13 protein-coding genes, 1 pseudogene and 1 riboswitch are annotated in these 16,918 nt (G+C 73.5%); of the genes and pseudogenes, 4 read left to right on the top strand and 10 right to left on the bottom strand.

The features are described from left to right. Positions 1–79 precede the first annotated feature (79 nt). Both ectA and AADR41_RS36030 read right to left on the bottom strand, forming a co-directional pair. Positions 80–610: a diaminobutyrate acetyltransferase gene (gene ectA, locus AADR41_RS36035; protein WP_311203009.1), complete on the bottom strand. Its 531-nt coding sequence runs from the start codon at positions 608–610 to the stop codon at positions 80–82. Between the two features lie 338 nt (positions 611–948). Further along, positions 949–2,055 carry a pyridoxal-phosphate-dependent aminotransferase family protein gene (locus tag AADR41_RS36030; RefSeq protein ID WP_342286182.1) on the bottom strand — a complete coding sequence of 369 codons (1,107 nt, stop codon included), beginning with the start codon at positions 2,053–2,055 and terminating at the stop codon, positions 949–951. A 128-nt stretch (positions 2,056–2,183) separates the two neighbouring features. Here AADR41_RS36030 and AADR41_RS36025 point away from each other — a divergent pair, with 128 nt between their 5' ends. Both AADR41_RS36025 and AADR41_RS36020 read left to right on the top strand, forming a co-directional pair. Beyond that, the gene (locus AADR41_RS36025) at positions 2,184–3,284 is read left to right on the top strand and encodes an amidohydrolase family protein (protein ID WP_342286181.1); all 1,101 of its coding nucleotides are present in this window, start codon (positions 2,184–2,186) and stop codon (positions 3,282–3,284) included. Positions 3,285–3,608: 324 nt separating this feature from the next. Beyond that, entirely contained in the window at positions 3,609–4,712 is a 1,104-nt protein-coding gene (locus AADR41_RS36020; RefSeq protein WP_342286180.1) for an SCO1860 family LAETG-anchored protein, read from the top strand. Between the two features lie 147 nt (positions 4,713–4,859). On the opposite strand, the pseudogene cobC reads toward AADR41_RS36020, so the two are convergent. Beyond that, positions 4,860–6,548: pseudogene (cobC, locus tag AADR41_RS36015) on the bottom strand (Rv2231c family pyridoxal phosphate-dependent protein CobC). Positions 6,549–6,628: 80 nt separating this feature from the next. On the opposite strand from cobC, the gene AADR41_RS36010 reads away from it, so the two are divergent. Then, complete coding sequence (locus AADR41_RS36010) at positions 6,629–7,351, top strand: ZIP family metal transporter (protein WP_342286179.1); 723 nt, start codon at positions 6,629–6,631, stop codon at positions 7,349–7,351. Positions 7,352–7,406: 55 nt separating this feature from the next. Here AADR41_RS36010 and AADR41_RS36005 read toward each other — a convergent pair whose 3' ends face one another. From AADR41_RS36005 to AADR41_RS35975, 7 genes are all read right to left on the bottom strand, one after another. Next, positions 7,407–8,780 (bottom strand): cobyrinate a,c-diamide synthase, encoded by a 1,374-nt coding sequence (locus tag AADR41_RS36005; RefSeq protein ID WP_342286178.1) that lies wholly within the window; start codon positions 8,778–8,780, stop codon positions 7,407–7,409. A 10-nt stretch (positions 8,781–8,790) separates the two neighbouring features. Beyond that, a complete protein-coding gene (gene cobO / locus AADR41_RS36000) occupies positions 8,791–9,390 on the bottom strand; it encodes a cob(I)yrinic acid a,c-diamide adenosyltransferase (protein ID WP_342286177.1) in 600 nt (199 codons plus the stop codon). After that, on the bottom strand, positions 9,390–11,408 hold the full coding sequence (locus AADR41_RS35995) for a putative cobaltochelatase (RefSeq protein WP_342286176.1): 2,019 nt from the start codon (positions 11,406–11,408) through the stop codon (positions 9,390–9,392). Before AADR41_RS35995 ends, cobO begins: the two co-directional genes overlap by 1 nt. Continuing rightward, positions 11,405–12,994, bottom strand: a complete 1,590-nt coding sequence (locus AADR41_RS35990; RefSeq protein ID WP_342286175.1) for a cobyric acid synthase — start codon at positions 12,992–12,994, stop codon at positions 11,405–11,407. Before AADR41_RS35990 ends, AADR41_RS35995 begins: the two co-directional genes overlap by 4 nt. After that, the gene (locus AADR41_RS35985; protein WP_342286174.1) at positions 12,991–14,004 is read right to left on the bottom strand and encodes a cobalamin biosynthesis protein; all 1,014 of its coding nucleotides are present in this window, start codon (positions 14,002–14,004) and stop codon (positions 12,991–12,993) included. Before AADR41_RS35985 ends, AADR41_RS35990 begins: the two co-directional genes overlap by 4 nt. A gap of 145 nt (positions 14,005–14,149) precedes the next feature. Further along, a riboswitch (cobalamin riboswitch) is annotated at positions 14,150–14,279 on the bottom strand. A gap of 153 nt (positions 14,280–14,432) precedes the next feature. After that, entirely contained in the window at positions 14,433–14,663 is a 231-nt protein-coding gene (locus AADR41_RS35980) for a hypothetical protein (protein ID WP_124718378.1), read from the bottom strand. A gap of 54 nt (positions 14,664–14,717) precedes the next feature. Next, a complete protein-coding gene (locus AADR41_RS35975) occupies positions 14,718–15,989 on the bottom strand; it encodes an inorganic phosphate transporter (RefSeq protein WP_342286173.1) in 1,272 nt (423 codons plus the stop codon). Between the two features lie 209 nt (positions 15,990–16,198). Between AADR41_RS35975 and AADR41_RS35970 the strand changes: the two genes are divergently transcribed. Further along, a complete protein-coding gene (locus AADR41_RS35970) occupies positions 16,199–16,858 on the top strand; it encodes a class II aldolase/adducin family protein (protein ID WP_342286172.1) in 660 nt (219 codons plus the stop codon). The last annotated feature ends 60 nt before the right edge of the window (positions 16,859–16,918 follow it).

Below are 16,918 nucleotides of genomic sequence, written 5' to 3'. Positions count from 1 at the left end.
CGGTGCGGGCGCGCTCGGGCGTGGCGGAGCCCCGTCGGGCCGGGCCGGGGCGTACGGGTGTGGCGGTGGCCGGGCGGGCTCAGGCGTGGAACGGGCCGATGCGGTACAGGACTTCGGGAAGGTGGTCGCCCTCGGGGAACAGCCCGCCGTCGAAGAGCACCTCGCGGTCCAGGGCCACGTCGTGGCGCTGCGCGTAGGAGGTGAACAGCCGGTCCGACGCGGTGTTGTCCGGGGTGATGGTCGTCTCGACCGAGGCCAGGCCCTGTGCGGCGGCGACCCGGGAGGTCAGCGCGTCCAGCAGCTTTCCGGCGAGCCCCGCCCCGCGGTGGGCGTGGTCGACGGCCACCTGCCAGACGACGAGCGTCCCGGGACGGTCCGGCCGGACGTACCCCGTCACGAAGGCGACGGGCTCACCGGCCTCGCCCCGGGCGACCACGGAGGTCGCCGCGAAGTCACGGCACCACAGCAGGTAGCTGTACGAGGAGTTGAGGTCCAGGACCTCGGAGTCGCGGGCGATGCGCCAGATCGCGGCCCCGTCCTCCACTCGTGGGGTGTCGATGGTGATGAATTCGTTTTGGGCACTTGCAAAATCTGCTGGTGCGGCGGTCATGCAAATTGAATTTACCCAGCAAATTTCCAAATCGCATCGAGGAGAAGGGTTGGGCGGGATGGCGTTCTGTGTTATCACGCGGGCGCGTGCCCCGGCGCGACCGGGCCGCGATTTCCATCGTTTTGATGGCTATTTATCCGGCATAACGGTCGCGGTGTGGAGTCGGTCACATAGTTGTAACTCTCGGGCGGTGCAACGGAATTGTGTGGTTCGGGTCCGCTCGGAGGTTCTGGAAACTCGGGTGTTTAGGGCTCGGGAAACCGGGCAGAAGAATGCGGGGAGCTGCTCTGAATAAAGCAGCTCCCCGCATTCGTGGAATATTGGCGCCCGGCCCGGATTTATTCGCTCGGCCAGGTTTCCGAAACGGCCTTGCGGGCAGCTTCGAAGTCGACCTGCCGGCCCGAATCGGCCAGCGCCGCCCCCAGAGCCGCGAGCGAGGACAGCACCGCGCCCCGCGTCGCATCCACACCGTAGTGATTGACCCGGATCATCTCCTTGGACAGCGCACCCCCGCCCGCGATCAGCGGCAGCGAGGGGTCGGCCGCGAGCGCGCGCGCGACCAGCCCGGCGGCGTCGACCCCCTCCGGGGCGCGCAGCGTCGTCGCGACCGGCGCCGCCTCCGCGGCCTCGTGGACGTACGGCGAAAGGCCGCCGCCGAGCGCCAGCGCGCCGGCCCGCGTCGCCGCGGCGGCCGAGGCGTGACGGGCCATCAGCGCGTCCAGTCCCTCGGTCTCGATCCGCTCAACACAGGCATCGAGCGCCAGCATCTCCAGCTGGGCCGGCGCGTGCAGCAGGGCCTTGCGGCCGCCGTCGATCCAGCGCTCCTTCCAGTCCAGCAGCGAGAGGTAGGAGCGGCGCGGAGCCTCGGGGTTGGCGGCGATCCGCTCCCAGGCGCGCTCGCTCACCGACACCGCGGACACCCCGGCCGGGCCGCCCATCGCCTTCTGCGCGCCGATCACGCAGAGATCGACGCCCCACGCGTCCGGCAGCAGCGGCTCGGCACCCACCGAGGCGACGGCGTCCAGCATGAACAGCGCCCCGTGCGAACGGACCACCTCACCGATCTCGGCGACCGGATTGGTGTTCCCGGTCGCCGCCTCCGCGTGGACCAGGGAGACGAAGTCGATCTCCGGGTGCTCGGCCAGCGCCCGCGCGACCTGGTCGGCGGTGACCGCGGTGTGGAACGGAACCGCCAGGTCGACGACATTGGCCCCGCAGTCCCGCAGCCAGTTGCCGAAGGTCTGCCCGTACGGACCGGTGACGACGTTCAGTGCGGTCGAGCCGGGCCGGGCGCCGCCCCGGATGCAGCCTTCGAGGGGGAGCAGCGCCTCGCCCTGCATGATGACGACGTCCTGCTCGGTGGCGAGGAGGCCGGCCACCCGCTTCTCGACGGCCGCGAAGTGCGCGGCGGTGAGCGGGGCGAGGTCGAGGAAGGGGTGCGTCACGGTGGTGCTCTCTTCGGGTCGGGTCGGGTCGGTGCGCGGGGTCGCGTACGGGAGGTGCTTCCGTCGAAGCGTACCCAGGGCCGTGCGGGGCACCTGGGCCCCGTGCGCCGCCTCGTACAGTGCTGCACATGAGTGATCACAAGGCATCGCAGGTGCTGCACGTGAAGGGACGGGTGCTCGTCGGCCCCGACGACGTCCGGGACGAGCTCTGGGTGGTCGACGGGCGGATCTCGTACGGGAGGCCGGCCGGCGCGGACGGGGCGGTGACCGTCACCGGCTGGGTGCTGCCGGGTCTGGTGGACGCCCACTGCCACGTCGGTCTCGACCACCACGGCGCCGTGGACGCGGCGACCAGTGAGAAGCAGGCCCTCGCCGACCGGGAGGTGGGTGCGCTGCTGCTGCGGGACGCGGGGTCGCCGGCCGACACCCGGTGGATCGACGACCGCGAGGACCTGCCGAAGATCATCCGGGCCGGCCGGCACATCGCCAGGCCCCGCAGGTACACCCGCAACTACGCCCATGAGATCGAGCCGGACGAGCTCGTCGCCTACGTCGCGCAGGAGGCGCGCCGCGGTGACGGCTGGGTGAAGCTGGTCGGCGACTGGATCGACCGGGAGGTGGGCGATCTGACCGCCTGCTGGCCGCGCGGGGCGGTCGAGGCGGCCATCGCCGAGGCGCACCGGCTCGGCGCCCGGGTCACCGCGCACTGCTTCGCCGAGGACTCGCTGCGCGATCTCGTGGAGGCCGGGATCGACTGCATCGAGCACGCCACCGGGCTCACCGAGGACACCATTCCGCTCTTCGCCGAGCGAGGGGTCGCGATCGTCCCCACCCTGGTCAACATCGCCACGTTCCCCTCGCTCGCGGAGGGCGGCGACGCCAAGTTCCCCCGCTGGTCGGCGCATATGCGCCGGCTGCACGAGCGGCGCTACGACACGGTGCGCTCGGCGTACGACGCCGGGGTGCCGGTCTTCGTCGGCACCGACGCGGGCGGGGTGCTCGCCCACGGGCTGGTGGCGGACGAGGTCGCCGAGCTGGTGAAGGCGGGCATCCCGGCCCTGGACGCGCTGTCCGCGACGACCTGGGGCGCACGGCAGTGGCTGGGGCGGCCGGTGCTGGAGGAGGGCGCCCCGGCGGACCTGGTGGTGTACGACGAGGACCCGCGGGCGGACGTACGGGTGCTCGCGGCGCCCCGGCGGGTGGTCCTGAACGGGCGGGTGGTCGGCTGAGTCCGGCGGCCCGTGACCGGGGTGCGCCGTGTTGACGGGCAGTTACCGAACCCCTGCCTCGTCGTTGAAACACTTTTGCGCGCACCCCGGCGCAGTCGGCTCCGGCCCGGTGCGCGCTCAGCGGATCGGGTGACTCGGAGGAACGAACGTACCGAGATATTCGAATACAGGCACGGAAACCCCCCTTTGGGGTGAACTCACGTCAGGTGTCCGCCAGTTCACCCTCCGTGCGTAAAGCTTTCGGGGTCGAGGCCACCGGAGCTCTCGATGTCCCCCATTGGACGGCACCGGTGGCTCCATGTCTCTTGTGGGGGTTCCACCACTTTGAACAGCAACACCTTCCGCCTGGCCGCCCTGGCGGTCGCCGCCGCTCCCGTCGCGCTGCTGGTCGCCGCCCCGGCGCAGGCCGCCACCGCGACCACCACGACCACGGGTGGCGGCAGGGCGAGCGCGGTCGTGCTCCGTACCGCACTCGACGTCTCACTCCTGAACAAGACGGTCGACGTGCCGCTCAGGGCCACGCTCAACGAGGTGCACGCGCCCGCCGACGCCAAGGAGACCGCGCTCAGCGTGCGGCTCGACGGCGTGGACGGCGGCCGGCCGGTCAGCGTGCTCGCCGCCGATGTGGCCACCGCGAACGCGACCGCCGACAAGCACCGGGCCGAGGGCTACAGCAATGTGGCCAAGGCCCGGGTCCATGTGCCCGGACTGCCGGTGCTCTCGCTGATCGAGGTGGAGAAGGTCACGTCCAGGGCGGTCTGCGAGGTGGGCCGCAAGCCGGTCGCCGAGTCGAACGTGCTGGGGCACGTAACGGTCCTCGGCAAGCGCATCGACCTCACCGCGGGCGGCACCACGCAGGTCAAGGTCCCGGCCGTCGGCGAGGTGACCCTGGACCTCTCGAAGACGCGCACCACCTCGCGCACCGCCGCGGCGACCGCGTTGCAGCTGAAGGTCTCCGTCAACCCGCTCAAGCTGAACGTCGCCGATGTGCGCGGCGAGATCACGCTCGCCGAGGCGACCTGTGAGACGCCGAAGTCGACCGGGCCGGGCAGCGGCGACAACGGCGGCACGAGCAACGGCGGCACGAGCAACGGAGGATCCGGCAACGGAGGGTCCGGCGACGGCGGTTCCGGCAACGGTGGTTCCGGCAACGGTGGTTCGAGCGGCGGAGGCTCCACGGACGGCGGTTCGACCAACGGCGGTTCGAACAATGGCGGTTCGACCGACGGTGGCAGCGGCGCAAACGGTGGCAACAGCGACGGCGGGGTGAAGCCCCAGACCGGCACCGGCAACGAACCGGCCGTCGACTCGAACCTCGCGGAGACGGGCGGCAGCTCCGCCACCCCGATCATCGCGGGTGGCGCGGCCGTACTGCTGGCGGCGGGCGCCGGGGCCGTGATCGTGGCCAGGCGGCGCGCCCAGGGCTGATCCCGCCCGTAGGGGCCGAGAGGGGCAGAGGAGCCGTAGGGGGGCGGGGAGCGGCGTACGTGTGACGGGGCGCCGCTCCCCGCAGCCGCGCACGACGGAGCGTGGGGGGCGGCCGGCCGCCGGCGCGAGGCCGGCGGCCGCAGGCCGTCAGCGCACGGCAGCGCCCAGCGTCTGCAACGCCTGGTCGAACGCCTGGAGGAAGCGGTTGGTCGTGGCGCGGTCGCGCACGGCCAGCCGCAGCCACTGCGGACCGAGCCCGGGAAACGTATCTCCTCGCCGCGCCGCGAACCCCAGCATCCGCAAACGTTCCCGCACCTCCGCGGCCCGCTCCAGCCGCACCAGGACGAACGGCGCCTCGGCCGGCTCCGCCACCCGCACCTCGGTGAACTCCCTGAGCCCCGCCACCAGATGGGCCCGGTCCACCGCGATCCGCTGCGCGGCGGCGGCCGCCTCGGCCAGCGCCCGCGGCTCCATGCACGCCTCGGCGGCGGTCAGCGCCGGGGCCGACACCGGCCACAGCGGCTGTGTCTCCTCCAGCGCGCGGACGGTCCCCGGATCGGCCAGCACATAGCCGATCCGCAGCCCCGCGAGCCCCCAGGTCTTGGTGAGGCTCCGCAGCACGACGAGCCCGGGGACGTCCGTACGCCCGCACAGGGACTCGCGCTCGCCCGGCACCGCGTCCATGAACGCCTCGTCGACCACCAGCGTCCGGCCGGGACGGGCCAGCCGCTCCACCAGCGCCGCCGGATGCAGCACCGACGTGGGGTTGGTCGGATTGCCGACCACCACCAGATCCGCGTCCTCGGGCACCGCCGACGGGTCCAGCCGGAATCCGTCCCCGGCCCGCAGCAGCACCCGCCCCACCTCGTGCCCGGCCGCGCGCAGCGCCGCCTCCGGCTCGGTGAACTGCGGATGGACCACGACCGGGCGGCGGACCGGCAGCGCCCGCGCGATCAGCACGAACGCCTCCGCCGCACCCGCCGTCAGCAGCACCCGCTCCACCGGCAGCCCGTGCCGGTCCGCGACCGCGGCCCGCGCGGGCCGGCCGTCCGGGTAGGCGGCGAGCGAGCCCAGCGACCCGGCTATCCGCTCCCTCAGCCAGGCCGGGGGAGTACCGGCCCGTACGTTGACGGCGAGATCGGTCAGATCCCGGTCCCGTCCTCGTACTTCCGCGTCACCGTGATGCCGCAGATCGTGCGCGCCCGCGCCTGTCGCGTCGGGATTCTCAGTGGGAGTGTGCATGTCCGCCGTGGGGGGATGGTGGTGATGGCCGTCGTCGTGGGTACGGGAGGCCGGCTGCCGCGGCCGTCCCGGTCGATCCTCTGAGTACGGCAGAACGACTATGCGCCCGGCACCGGGCTTCACGCAACGGTCGGGAAGGGGAGGAGGCGCGTCCGCTGCCGCGGGCGTCACGGACGGCCGTCAGGGCGGACCGCGGCGCGCCACCGCACAGGTCACCATCGGTGCCCGCCCCGGCGGGGCCGACTTCCGCTTGGGCACCAGCAGCTCACCGCCCGCCGCGAGCGCGGCGGCCTCCGCGACCGACGGCGCTCCGAGCGCGGCGAGCGGCGCGCCGGACGGATTGGGTACCTCGATCCGGGCCAACTCCCCGGCCGGGTACGTCCGCAGTGGTACGCCGAGCGCCTCGGCGGCGGCGACGATGCCCGGCTCGTGCGCCTTGGCGTCCACGGTCACCAGCTCGGCGACGCCCGTCGGCGAGAGCCCGGCCGCGCGCAGGGTGTCCCGGACCAGCCCGAGGATCTCCTCGACCGGCGCGCCCCTGGACGCGCCGACGCCGACGGCGAGCGACGCGGCGGGCGCGTCGGCTTCGGACATGGAGCGGCCTTTCACGAGGAGTGCGGGAACGGGGGCGCGCTGAGATGCGCGCACCGGGGTCGATCGGCTAGCAAGAGCGCATGGCGGTGTTCGTCGCGCTCGGCGCGTTCCTGATGACCCTGGCAGGCGGCTGGGTCGCCCAGCGCGTCACCGACCGCCGCCACCTGGTGCTCGGCTTCGCCGGCGGGCTGATGCTCGGTGTGGTCGGCCTGGACCTGCTGCCCGAGGCGGTCGACGCCGCGGGCGAGGCCGTCTTCGGCGTCCCGGCCGCCCTGCTGCTGTTCGTCGGCGGCTTCCTCGTCGCCCACCTGGTGGAGCGGCTGCTCGCGGTGCGCCAGGCGGCACACGGCGCGGGCGGGGAACGGGTGCCCCAGGTCGGGCTCACGGCGGCGGCGGCGATGGTCGGCCACAGTCTGATGGACGGCGTCGCCCTCGGCGCGGCCTTCCAGGTGGGCGCGGGCATGGGAGCCGCCGTCGCGCTCGCCGTCATCACGCACGACTTCGCCGACGGCTTCAACACGTACACGATCACCAGCCTGTACGGCAACGCCCGCCGCAAGGCCCTGATCATGCTGTTCGCGGACGCGCTGGCGCCGATCGCGGGCGCCGCGACGACGCTCCTGTTCATCCTTCCGGCGGAACTCCTCGGCTGCTATCTCGGCTTCTTCGGCGGCGCGCTGCTCTACCTGGCGGCCGCCGAGATCCTCCCCGAGGCACACCACGAACACCCGGTGCGCTCCACGCTGCTGTGCACCGTGGCCGGGGTGGGCTTCATCTGGCTCGTGGTGGGCATCGCGGACTGAGCAGCGCACCGCCCCCGGGTGCCTCACCGCTCCCGGCACCGGTTCCCGCTCCGGCTCATGGCCCGCACCGTTCGACGAACCGGCGGGCCATGCCGGGCGCCGACGCCCAGTGCGTGTGCAGATAGCTCGCGTGCACGCCCCGCTGTACGTACCCCTCGACCCGCCGCTCCGGCTGGTGCATGCCCCACGCCGGATCGGCGCCGGCGCCCGGCTCCAGCACGGTGCGGTGGAACTCGTGGCCGCGCACCCGGGTGCCGGGGGCCGCCAGCACACTGTCGGAGATCGCCACGGCCTCCCGGTAGCCGAGCGTCAGCCGCTTCGACATCCGGGCCTCCGCGTCGAGGACCCCGCACATCGGCAGCCCGTCGAGCGAACGCGCCAGATACAGCAGCCCGGCACACTCGGCGGACACCGGGGCCCCGGACTCCGCCAGCCCGGCGACGGCCTTGCGCAGCGCCGCGTTGGCGGACAGCTCACCGGCGTACACCTCCGGGAACCCCCCGCCGACGACCAGCCCCCGGGTGCCCTCGGGCAGCGCCTCGTCCCGCAACGGGTCGAACGGCACGACCTCGGCCCCGGCCGCGGTGAGCAGCTCGGTGTGCTCGGCGTACGAGAAGGTGAACGCGGCACCGGAGGCCACCGCGACGACCGGGGCCCCGGCCGGGGCGGACAGCGGCACGGGCCCGCCGCAGCCGGCGATCGCCTCCGCCGCGTCCCACACCTCGCCCGGCAGCGGCGGCGCGGAACGGGCCAGCGCCATCAGCGCCTGAAGATCGCACCCCGCCACCACCTGCTCCCGCATCGCCGCGACCGCGCCCAGCGCGTCGCCCCGCCGCTCGGCGACCGGCACCAGACCCAGATGACGCGACGGAACGGCCACCTGCTCGGCCCGGTGCAGCACCCCCAGCACCGGCAGACCGGACTCCTCCAGCGCGTCCCGCAGCAGCGCCTCGTGCCGCTGGGAGCCGACCTTGTTCAGGATCACCCCGCCGAGGCGCACCTGCGGATCCCACGAGGCGAAACCGTGCACCAGCGCGGCCACGGAACGCGACTGCGACGACGCGTCGACGACCAGTACCACGGGCGCCCGCAGCAACTTCGCGACCTGCGCGGTCGACGCCAGCTCGCCCTGGCCCGAAGCACCGTCGTACAGCCCCATCACACCCTCGACCACCGCGAGGTCGCAGCCGGCCGCCCCGTGCGCGAACAGCGGGGCGACCCGGTCGGGGCCGCACATGTACGCGTCGAGGTTGCGCCCCGGCCGGCCGGTGGCCAGCGTGTGATAGCCGGGGTCGATGTAGTCGGGCCCGACCTTGTGCGGGGACACGGCGAGACCCCGCGCCGCGAAGGCCGCCATCAGCCCCGTGGCGACGGTGGTCTTGCCGCTGCCCGACGAGGGCGCTGCGATCACCAGACGAGGAGTGTTCACTGCCAGTCCCTCACCATTCGATGCCCCGCTGGCCCTTCTGACCGGCGTCCATCGGGTGCTTGACCTTCGACATCTCGGTCACCAGATCGGCGGCGTCCAGCAGCTTCTGCGGCGCGTTGCGCCCGGTGATGACCACATGCTGCGCACCGGGGCGCTCGCGCAGCACCTCGATCACCTCGTCGGTGTCGACCCACCCCCAGTGCATCGGGTACGCGAACTCGTCGAGGACGTACAGCCGGTACGTCTCGGCCGCCAGGTCGCGCTTGACCTGCTCCCAGCCCTCGCGCGCCGCCTCCTCGTTGTCTAGCTGGCCGTCGCGCTGCACCCACGACCAGCCCTCGCCCATCTTGTTCCAGACGACGGAGCCGCCCTCGCCGCTCGCCCCGAGGACCTTCAGCGCGTTCTCCTCGCCGACCTTCCACTTCGCCGACTTGACGAACTGGAAGACGCCGATCGGCCACCCCTGATTCCAGGCGCGCAGCGCCAGCCCGAAGGCCGCCGTCGACTTCCCCTTGCCGATGCCGGTGTGCACCATCAGCAGCGGACGGTTGCGGCGCTGACGGGTCGTGAGCCCGTCGTCGGGCACGGTGGTCGGCTGTCCCTGCGGCATTACGCGGCCCTCCTGTTGGTTTCCTGAACGTCCTTGACGAGCCCGGCGATCGAGTCGGCCCGCAGCTCCTCCAACGTGACGGCGCCGCCCCCGAGATCGCGGGCGAGGCTTCCCGCGAGACCGAGCCGTACCGGCCCCGACTCGCAGTCCACGACGACGGACGCGGTGCCCTGCGCCTCGTGCAGCCGCGCCGCCCGGGAGGCCAGCGCCACCGGATCGGGGCCGCCGGTCGCCCGCCCGTCGGTCACCACGACCAGCAGCGGCCGCCGCGACGGATCACGCAACCGCTCCACCCGCAGCACCTCATGGGCCTTGAGCAGCCCGGCCGCGAGCGGGGTGCGCCCACCGGTCGGCAGCAGTTCGAGGCGCGCGGCGGCGGCGTCCACCGACGACGTCGGCGGCAGCGCCACCTCGGCGTCCCTGCCCCGGAAGGTGATCAGCCCGACCTTGTCCCGCCGCTGGTAGGCGTCCAGCAGCAGCGAGAGGACCGCACCCTTGACCGCGGCCATCCGCTGCCGGGCGGCCATCGACCCGGAGGCGTCCACCACGAAGAGCACCAGATTCCCCTCGCGCCCCTCCCGCGTCGCCTGCCGCAGATCGTCCCGCCGGACCACCAGCCCGCGCCCGGACCGGCCCCGCGACCGCTGGTGCGGGGCGGCGGCCTGCACGGTGGCCGCCAGATGCAGCTTGGTCAGGGCGCCCTGCGGACGCCGCGCGCCGGTCGTACGCCCGTGCTCGGTACGGGCCCGGGAGCGCCGCCCGGCCGCGCCCTCGCCCAGCCCGGGGACGCTCAGCATCTTCGTGCGGAACGGCTCGGTGGCGCCCACCGGCTGCCGCTCACCGCCCCCGGACGGCTGCCCCTGGCCCTGTTCCCGCCCCTGCTCGGGCACGGACGGCGCGGGCGCGTCGTCGGCCCCGCCCTCGGGCGCCGGCGGCGTGCCGGGGCCGTCGCCCTGCGGGGGGCGGCCGCCGCCACCGGGGCCGTCCGGGTCCGGGTCGTCGTCCCCGCCGCCGTTCTGCTCCAGCGTGTCGTCGAGCTTGTCCTCGTCGAGCCCCGGCGCGTCGAACGGATTGCGCCGGCGCCGGTGGGGGAGCGCGAGCAGGGCCGCCCGGCGCACGTCCTCGGCGAGCACATCCGTACGGCCCGCCCAGGCGGCCAGCGCGGTGGCCGTCCGCGCCATCACGATGTCCGCGCGCATCCCGTCGACCTCGAAGGCCGCACAGGTGGCCGCGATCTGCCGCAACGCCGAGTCCCCGAGCCGCACTTCGGGCAGCAGGGCCCGCGCGGCGACGATCCTGGCCCGCAACGCGTCCTCCTCGTCGGCCCATCCGGCCGCGAAGCCCGCCGGGTCGTCGTCGTACGCGAGCCGCCGCCGCACCACCTCGACCCGCTGATCGGTCTCCCGGGACGCGGCGACCTCGACGGTCAGCCCGAACCGGTCGAGCAACTGGGGCCGCAGCTCGCCCTCCTCGGGGTTCATCGTCCCCACGAGCAGGAAGCGGGCGGCATGCCGTACGGAGACACCCTCGCGCTCCACGTACGAGGCGCCCATGGCGGCCGCGTCCAGCAGCAGGTCCACGAGGTGGTCGTGGAGGAGGTTGACCTCGTCGACGTAGAGGATCCCGCGATGCGCGTCGGCCAGCAGGCCCGGCTCGAAGGCCTTCACACCCTCCGCGAGCGCCCGCTCGATGTCGAGCGCCCCGACCAGCCGGTCCTCGGACGCGCCGACCGGCAGCTCCACCATGCGGGCGTCCCGGGACACGCCGGTACCCGGCTCGTGGGGGCCGTCCGGACACGCCGGGTCGGGCGACCCTGGGGCGCAGGAGAAACGGCATCCGGAGACGACGTCCACCTCCGGCAGCAGCGCCGAGAGCGCGCGCACGGCGGTGCTCTTCGCGGTGCCCTTCTCACCCCGTACGAGGACGCCACCGATGTTCGGGGCGACGGAGTTGAGGAGCAGGGCGAGTTGCAGGTCCTGCTGCCCGACGACGGCGGTGAACGGGAAATGCGTGCTCACGGGGCGATCCCTCCTGCGAATGAATGGTCATGAAAAAGGCGGCCTCGGCCCGCGCCGTTCACCGGCGTCCCCCCCGGGGCTCCGGGTGCTCCCGGAGCTATGAACGGGAGCCCCGGCGGCGCGCCCGACTCGACGAGCCGCAGCAACGCGTCGGTGTCCGCGTGTTCCTCGACGAGATCGCCGAGGCGGTCGAGCTGCTCCTCGCGCAGCGCCGCGAAACAGGTGTCCGGAGCGGGGACGAAACGCCGGCCGGCGCCCCGTGCCACCTCGGTCAGGAAGCGGCGGCGGAACTCGTCGCTCTCCAGCGAGCCGTGCCAGTGGGTGCCCCACACGGCGCCGACCCGGCAGCCGTCGAGGAACGGTTCTCCACCGAGCACCTCCGCCACGCCGTGATGGATCTCGTACCCCTCGACCGCCGCGCCGAGCGCCTCGCCGACGGGCCGGGCAAGGGTCTTCTCGCGGGCGAAGCGGATGCGTACGGGCAGCAGCCCCAGGCCCTCGACATGACCGGCCCGGGACTCGACCTCGTCCTCGATGTGCTCGCCCAGGAGCTGGAAGCCGCCGCAGATGCCGAGGACCGGCCGGCCCTCGGCCGCCCGCCGCACCAGCGCGTCGGCGAGGCCGCGTTCGCGCAGCCAGGCCAGCGCCCGCACGGTGCCCCGGGTGCCCGGCACCACGACCAGGTCGGCGTCGGACAGTTCCTCGGCGCGGTCCACGAACCTGACGACGACGCCGGGCTCGGCGGCCAGCGCGTCCACATCGGTGAAGTTCGACATCAGCGGCACCGCGCACACCGCGACCCGCAGCACGTCCTCGCCGTGCGGCGGTGCGACGACCGACTCGCGCACGACTCCCCGCAGCGAGACCCGCAGCCCGTCCTCCTCGTCGATGCCGAGGCCGTGGGCGAAGGGCAGCACCCCGTACGTCGGCCTGCCGGTGAGGTCCCGCAGCATCTCCAGGCCCGGCTCCAGCAGCGAGACGTCGCCGCGGAACTTGTTGACGAGATAGCCGGCGATCAGCGACTGGTCCTCGGCGGCCAGCAGCGCCGTAGTGCCGAAGAACGAGGCGAAGACCCCGCCGCGGTCGATGTCGCCGACGACCACCACCGGGAAGCGCGCCGCCCGCGCGATGCCCATGTTCACGATGTCCGTGCGTCGCAGATTGATCTCGGCCGGGCTGCCCGCGCCCTCGCAGATCACCGCGTCGTACGTGCTCCGGAGCTGTTCCAGGCAGTCCACGACCGTGGAGAGCAGCGCCTCCTGCCTGCCCCCGTGGTAGCCGCGGGCGCTCATCTCGCCGACCGGCTTGCCCATCAGGACGACCTGGCTGGAGCGGTCGCTGCCGGGCTTGAGCAGCACCGGGTTCATCAGCGCGGTCGGCTCCACGCGGGCGGCCTGGGCCTGCATGGCCTGGGCGCGCCCGATCTCGGCGCCCTCGCGGGTGACGAACGAGTTGAGCGACATGTTCTGCGCCTTGAAGGGCGCCACTTTCACGCCCCGGCGCACGAGCCAGCGGCAGATGCCTGCCGTGACGACGCTCTTGCCCGCGTCGGAAGTCGTACCGGCGACCAGCAGCCCGCCGCTCATGCGTCTCTCCGTCCTGCGGTGCGAGGCCCCGCCATGTTCGTCCCGGTGGTCCGGCGCCCGGCGAGCCGACGTGCGGCGAGGGCCGCGCCGAGCCGCCCCGCCACGCAGACGCCCAGCGCCAGCGCGCTCACCCGGCGCGACAGCCGCACCGCGCGCTCGATGTCCGCGGTCTCCACGGCCCGGCCCGTCTCCCCGTTGAGCACCGGGCGGTGCTCGACCCGGCCGCCGTACGCGAGGGTGCCGCCGAGCCGTACGCCGAGCGCACCCGCGAACGAGGCCTCCACCGGGCCCGCGTTGGGGCTCGGGTGCTTGGCGGCATCGGCCCGCCAGGCCCGGACCGCGCCGCGCGGCCGCCCCCCGGCCGCCACGGCGAGCAGGGCCGTGAGCCGGGCCCCCGGCCAGCCGGCGAGGTCGTCGAGGCGGGCCGAGGCCCAGCCGTAGCGCAGATGCCGGGGCGAACGGTGCCCGACCATCGCGTCCAGGGTGTTGACGGCCCGGAACCCGGCCAGCCCGGGAACCCCGGCCAGCGCGCCCCACACCAGCGCGCCGACGACGGCGTCCGAGGTGTTCTCCGCCACGGACTCCACCACGGCGCGGGCGATCTGCGGGCCGTCCAGGGAGTGCGGGTCGCGGCCGCACAGATGCGGCAGCCGCTCGCGGGCCACCTCGATGTCACCGGCGGCCAGGGCGCCGCCGATGGCCCGCGCCTCACGCCCCAGGGACGTGCCGCCGACGACGGACCAGGTGACGGCGGCGGTCAGCGCCACGGAGGCGGCGGGGCTGCGGCGCACGGCGCGGGTGATCAGCGCGGCACCACCCGCGACGCCCCCGGCGCAGACGAGGGTGTGCAGCGCGCCCCGGCCACGGTGGTCGCGCCACAGCCGGCGCTCGACGTCCGCCGCGGCCCGCCCGAACGCGGCGACCGGGTGCCCCCTGCGGGGGTCACCGAGCAGCAGATCGCCGATCAGGCCGGCCGTGGCGCCGTACGCGAAGATGCGGTCGGCTCGCACGGTTCAGCCGGCCGTCGCGCCTCGGCGGACCTTCGTACAGGCGGCTCTCGTCGAGAGCGCCGAAACAGCGGACGCACGGCAGCCAGGCATGGCGATATGTCCTCACTCAGGGTCCGCGCCCTGGTTCGACGTGACCGGCGACGAGAGTCTCCTGGCTCCCGGATCCGCGGTGCCCCCGGCCTTCCAGCCCGCTCGTGCGAGCCGTGACTTCCGGTGTTGGGGGACCGCTCCCCGGTGACAGTGGCGGGACCGCGCCGGATTCGCACCGGCTTCCTCTGCTGTCGCCGTAATTGGCTCCGGCAGTCCACCACGCTCCGCGAACGCCCGTCAACCTGCCGTTGACCTGCGACGGTGCAGTGTGCTGATACCCACATCGGGCCGGACACCCGAGGTGTCCGGCCCGACGGGGGAGCGTGCGCGGGAGCGGCTCAGGCGACGATCAGATAGATCCCGTACGCGACGGCCGCCGCGCACAGCCCGAAGCAGACGTACGCGCCGGCGCGGGCCAGCAGCAGCGAGCCGCCGGAACCGCCCTGCGCCGCCGGTTCCGGCTGCTTGGAGAGGCCGACGATGCCCAGGGTGAAGAGGCCCACCAGTGCGACGGTGACAACGAGGGAGACGCCGAATACGGAGCCGAGGGCTGCCCAGTCGATGTTCATGCTGAATCCTTAGACGGCCTTAGACGGCCTTGGACGGCCGGCCTGGCGGCCGGCTCAGACGGTGGCGGGTCGCGCCGGGTCCTGGGTGGCTCCGGCCGGGGCCGGAATGGTGGTCATGAGGTTCTGGGCCGGTGCCTGCACCGCGGCCGCGGTGGGCGGCGGGCTGACGGCGGCGATGGCCGTGGTGACGACGCCCGCCGGTTCGACGTCACCGTCCGACGGTGCGACGTCGTCGTGGCCGACCGGCTTGCGGCGCGACAGGAGCCAGATCGCACCGGAGCCCAGGACCAGCAGCGCCGCCACGACGACGACACCCCAGGTGCCCTGCTTGGTGAGGAGCTCCGCGCCCGCGCCGACCAGACCGGCGGCGGGCAGGGTCAGACCCCAGGCGACGAACATCCGGGTGGCGGTGGACCAGCGGACCACACCGCCCTGCCGGCCGAGGCCCGCGCCCATCACGGCGCCGGAGCAGGACTGGGTGGTGGAGAGGGAGAAGCCGAGGTGCGAGGAGGCCAGGATGACCGTGGCCGCACTGGTCTGGGCGGCGAAGCCCTGCGGCGGCTTGAGGTCGGTGAGGCCGCTGCCCATGGTGCGGATGATGCGCCAGCCGCCCAGGTAGGTGCCGAGCGCGATGGCCGTGCCGGCGGCGACGATGACCCAGACCGGCGGATTGGCGCCCGGGTGCAGGACACCGCCGGTGACCAGGGCCAGGGTGATGATGCCCATGGTCTTCTGCGCGTCGTTGGTGCCGTGGGCGAGCGAGACCAGTCCGGCCGAGGCGATCTGGCCGGCCCGGTAGCCCTTGGCGGTGGCCTTCTGCTGGGCCTCGTCGCGGACCCTGCCGCCGATCCGGTACGTCAGCCGGGTGGCCAGCAGCGCGGCCAGACCGGCGACGATCGGGGCGGCGACCGCGGGAAGCAGCACCTTGGTGACGACGGTGCCGCCGTTGACGGAGGACCAGCCGGCCGACATCACGGCCGCGCCGATCAGGCCGCCGAACAGGGCGTGCGACGAGCTGGACGGCAGCCCGACCAGCCACGTCAGCAGATTCCACAGAATGGCGCCGACGAGTGCCGCGAAGATGACTTCTGTCCGCAGCCCGTCCTCGTTGATGATCCCGCCGGAGATCGTCTTGGCGACCTCCACCGACAGGAACGCGCCGACGAGATTGAGAACGGCGGACATGGCCACCGCGGTCTTCGGTCTGAGTGCACCGGTCGAGATGGTGGTCGCCATCGCGTTCGCGGTGTCGTGGAAACCGTTCGTGAAATCGAACACTAGAGCTGTCACGATCACAATCGCGAGTAGCAGCGTGATGTGTTCCATTTACCCAGGCAATCGTTCGACGTCATTGGCACGTGGACCGTAGGCAACCTGGATGAACGGAAGATGAACTGAGTAGGGCGCTGGGGTGTTCCAAAGCGGAGCGCGGGCATTCCGCTTGTCCTCGGGGCAGGCGTGGCCCGGCTCTCCCGCGGTGCGGGGCTGTGGCCGACCCCATACCCGTCCGCCGCCGCGGCTGACAGGATCGGCGCATGAGCGATCAGCAGCGGGACGCGATCAAACGCGCCTGGGAGGGTGTCGTCGCCACCGCCCGGCGGACGGCGGCCGAGGGCCTCGTCGTCGGGACCTCGGGAAACGTGTCGGCACGGGTCGGCGACACCATCCTGGTCACGCCGAGCGGAGTGCCGTACGACCGGCTGGGCCCGAAGGACGTCGTCGGCGTCGATCCGGAGGGCAACCGCGTACTCGGCGAACTCGCCCCCACCAGCGAACTCCCGCTCCACCTCGCCGTCTACCGGAACACCGACGCGGCCGCCGTCGTGCACACCCACGCGGTGCACGCCACCGCCGTCTCCACGCTGGTCCCCGAGATCCCGTCGGTCCACTACGCCGCCGCCATGCTGGGCGGCCCCGTCCGCGTCGCCGGCTACGCGCGCTACGGAACCGGGCAACTGGCCGCGAACATGCTCGCCGCCCTGCGCGACCGCACGGGCTGCCTGCTCCAGAACCACGGGACCGTCACCTACGGAGCCACCCTGGAGCAGGCCTACGACCGCACCGCCCAGCTGGAATGGCTCTGCCGGCTCTGGCTCGCCGCGAGCTCCGTCCCCGGACGCAGCCCGAGCCTCCTCTCCCCCCAGCAGCTCGACGACGTGCAGGAGGCCCTCAAGGGATACGGGCAGCCCGGCTGACCCGGCTGACCCGGCTGACCCGGCTGACCCGGCCGACCTGGCCGACCCGCCCGCCCCGGC

The organism is Streptomyces sp. CLV115, from assembly GCF_038448545.1.
Taxonomy (GTDB): domain Bacteria; phylum Actinomycetota; class Actinomycetes; order Streptomycetales; family Streptomycetaceae; genus Streptomyces; species Streptomyces sanglieri.
This window is presented reverse-complemented; position numbering and strand designations above follow the sequence as displayed.

What these genes read in the sequence shown, in the direction of transcription:
- ectA (WP_311203009.1), bottom strand. Translation starts at nt 610, where the DNA reads ATGACCGCCGCACCAGCAGATTTTGCAAGTGCCCAAAACGAATTCATC.
- AADR41_RS36025 (WP_342286181.1), top strand. Translation starts at nt 2,184, where the DNA reads ATGAGTGATCACAAGGCATCGCAGGTGCTGCACGTGAAGGGACGGGTG.
- AADR41_RS36010 (WP_342286179.1), top strand. Translation starts at nt 6,629, where the DNA reads ATGGCGGTGTTCGTCGCGCTCGGCGCGTTCCTGATGACCCTGGCAGGC.
- cobO (WP_342286177.1), bottom strand. Translation starts at nt 9,390, where the DNA reads ATGCCGCAGGGACAGCCGACCACCGTGCCCGACGACGGGCTCACGACC.
- AADR41_RS35990 (WP_342286175.1), bottom strand. Translation starts at nt 12,994, where the DNA reads ATGAGCGGCGGGCTGCTGGTCGCCGGTACGACTTCCGACGCGGGCAAG.
- AADR41_RS35980 (WP_124718378.1), bottom strand. Translation starts at nt 14,663, where the DNA reads ATGAACATCGACTGGGCAGCCCTCGGCTCCGTATTCGGCGTCTCCCTC.
- AADR41_RS35975 (WP_342286173.1), bottom strand. Translation starts at nt 15,989, where the DNA reads ATGGAACACATCACGCTGCTACTCGCGATTGTGATCGTGACAGCTCTA.
- AADR41_RS35970 (WP_342286172.1), top strand. Translation starts at nt 16,199, where the DNA reads ATGAGCGATCAGCAGCGGGACGCGATCAAACGCGCCTGGGAGGGTGTC.